Source organism: uncultured Nostoc sp. (assembly GCF_964247315.1).
Taxonomy (GTDB): Bacteria; Cyanobacteriota; Cyanobacteriia; order Cyanobacteriales; family Nostocaceae; genus Nostoc.
Map to the genome: position 1 here is coordinate 1 of NZ_CAXTTT010000248.1, position 2,496 is coordinate 2,496.

Consider the following 2,496-nt stretch of genomic DNA (forward strand, 5'->3'; position numbering starts at 1 on the left):
ATGGTTTACCCACTGCTGTTACTATATTTCACCCAACTGAGAACCGCTATATTTTCTCATGAATATTTCATGCTTTGGTTCCAATACAGCGACTTCTTATGCTTTGCCAAAGCTTTCAGAATCAAATTTAGTTAATACTTATGTACTATCAAATAGCGATCGCCCTGTGCCAGTTGCGTCACTTATATCATACAAATGTACTATATTTTCGCGATCGCCTGTGCCAGTTGCGTAAGTCCTGTTAGATAGGAAAAGCTTACTCGTTCATTCCATACTTTCATTGATACGAATAACGGGACTTAAACAAAACAGGAAAGTAAAAAAGAGGTCAATTTACTTGCTGGTTTGGCTGCTTACACTTATTTGCCCAAAAAACCCAACTCTTGGAGACGCTGCGCGAACGACTTCCCTCAGGGTAAACCCTCGATTGACATTTACTCAAAAAATTTGCCTGCACTGCCGCCTGCCATTTATTTTTTAGTAGCCTCTAACTCACGTTCTTTTACATCACACTCACACATCATTGACAAGGATTTATAACCTCAGACCCGCCTGTTTCATCAGAGGTAGGATGCGATCGCCAAAAAATTCTAGGTCTTCCTTAAAATCATAAAAGCTCAATTGCAGACCGTTAACACCAGCCTTTTTCAAATGTACAAACTGCTCGACTACCTGCTGTGGCGTACCGATGACCTCGATATTACCACCAATAGCTCGGCGCTTTGGTGCATCTTTACCCACGCGACCCTTCCAAGCGTGCGCGTCACTGTCGAATCTGCTAAAGCCCAAAGGAGCAGCGGGAGCAATGCGATTTTGTTAGACGACTCAAAAAAAGTGCGATGCCTTCGGCGGGCTGTGCCTACGCTAAAAATCAAATCTCAGTGGTAAGTAATTTTATTCACATAAAATAAATTATTTTACACAAAAAATATCTTGATGAAATATCTCAAAAAGATTGTTAGCAAGTCATTTGACGATTATTTATAAAAATATCTGCAATCAGTCTTTCATACTTAGTATCAATTATATCAAAACTCAATTAAAGATAGAATTAAAGTATAAAATTTATCAAGCAGTTTGGGGTTTGATAAAGGAATTAAAGATAGAACCACAAAAATTATCCCAACTTCCAGCTATCCATTGACAACGCAGATGTAATATAATTTCTGGATTATCTTTCAACCAAAATTTACTGTTTCCTTTGATTCTTAAATTGACAACTTGACGGATTAAACTCAAAGAGCACCACTGCCAATAGGTAGTTTTTTATTTATTGCTTTATCGTAATTTAAACGCCCTTTACGATAAGCATCTAAAATATAATTTCGCTTAACTACCATAATCTTACACCGCTCTCCAGTAGCTACAGCAATTAACTCATCCATGTGTTTGATTAAGAATTTAGCATTACCCTTTTTCAAAGTCTTTCTGGCTTTGATAAACCATTTTTTAGACTCTGCTTCTTCTTGATTTGCTGCGGGAGCAAATACTTTTAAATTTTCCGTAACATGATAAAAATCGAAGAGTTGATAAGTTTCGAGTGGACATCCTAATCGTGTCAAAAGTGGGGGAATATGTATCCAGATCCACTCCGCTCCATCCCCGATTAATAAGACTTGCTTTGCCTGACTAATTCCTCAATCAACTAAATGTGCTTCTCAAATCTGTAAAAGCGCTTTGTATTCATCATAAGTACCATCATTAGTAATAGGGATTTCCGAGTTATTCACTTTTTTACCTTGCCCGTCAACAACATAAATTGTTAACAATTTTGGCTCAATCCATTGACCAATAAATCCATGTCGCTTTGTTTGAGAATTTTTTCTTCCCTTTTTATTAATCCTAATTCTACTCCAGGGCGAACGCACGGGATTTCTGAAACCCTTGCTGGGCATGGATCTTGATGAAAAAATCGGCTAGATGAAAAAACGCCGAAACCCTTGCTATTAAAGGATTCTTATACTTTCTACTAATTCTCTATGAAGATGCACTAAATTAAGAGAAGTAAAACCAGGGTGTAGGGGTATGGGAAATAGCTTTCGAGTCGAAGTATGTGAGAGCTTTGAAGAACTACAACGTAGATTGCGTCATGCTGTGACAGCAACAACCAAAGAAAGACTACAGATGCTCTACTGGATCAAGACTGGAGCGATCGTAACAAGACAAGAATTGTCACAGCGACTAGGAAGAGATGAATCAACAGTGTATCGTTGGTTGCAACGGTATAAACAAAGCGGCATAAATGCATTACTTGAAGTCAAAACACCGCAAGGATTGCCTGCCCTAATTCCACTCATTCTTTTATTTGGTGATTTTATTCCTTGGAAGTCCCCTACTGTATCTCCTTAAGCTACTTTGTTATTATTACCTTGAACGTTATTAAGGTTGCCGCCTATAGAACCACCGCAAACAAAGGTGGCGGCGATTAATCGCAACAGACTTTTATAGCGGTTCTCAGTTGGGTGAAATATAGTAACAGCAGTGGGTAAACCATCC

3 protein-coding genes and 1 pseudogene are annotated in these 2,496 nt (G+C 38.3%); 2 read left to right on the top strand and 2 right to left on the bottom strand.

Features of this window, described 5'->3' with window-relative positions:
* Positions 1 to 58 precede the first annotated feature (58 nt).
* Positions 59 to 235 (top strand): hypothetical protein, encoded by a 177-nt coding sequence (locus tag ACFE93_RS34365; protein ID WP_375480568.1) that lies wholly within the window; start codon positions 59 to 61, stop codon positions 233 to 235.
* 299 nt (positions 236 to 534) lie between these two features.
* Here ACFE93_RS34365 and ACFE93_RS34370 read toward each other — a convergent pair whose 3' ends face one another.
* Together ACFE93_RS34370 and ACFE93_RS34375 are read right to left on the bottom strand one after the other, a co-directional pair.
* Positions 535 to 741, bottom strand: coding sequence for a hypothetical protein (locus ACFE93_RS34370; protein ID WP_375480570.1), 207 nt, complete (start codon positions 739 to 741; stop codon positions 535 to 537).
* A 327-nt stretch (positions 742 to 1,068) separates the two neighbouring features.
* Positions 1,069 to 1,853 (bottom strand): annotated as a pseudogene (locus ACFE93_RS34375) (ISLre2 family transposase); the annotation flags it as partial.
* 172 nt (positions 1,854 to 2,025) lie between these two features.
* Here ACFE93_RS34375 and ACFE93_RS34380 point away from each other — a divergent pair.
* Positions 2,026 to 2,349 carry a helix-turn-helix domain-containing protein gene (locus ACFE93_RS34380; protein WP_375480572.1) on the top strand — a complete coding sequence of 108 codons (324 nt, stop codon included), beginning with the start codon at positions 2,026 to 2,028 and terminating at the stop codon, positions 2,347 to 2,349.
* The last annotated feature ends 147 nt before the right edge of the window (positions 2,350 to 2,496 follow it).

What these genes read in the sequence shown, in the direction of transcription:
- ACFE93_RS34365 (WP_375480568.1), top strand. Translation starts at nt 59, where the DNA reads ATGAATATTTCATGCTTTGGTTCCAATACAGCGACTTCTTATGCTTTG.
- ACFE93_RS34380 (WP_375480572.1), top strand. Translation starts at nt 2,026, where the DNA reads ATGGGAAATAGCTTTCGAGTCGAAGTATGTGAGAGCTTTGAAGAACTA.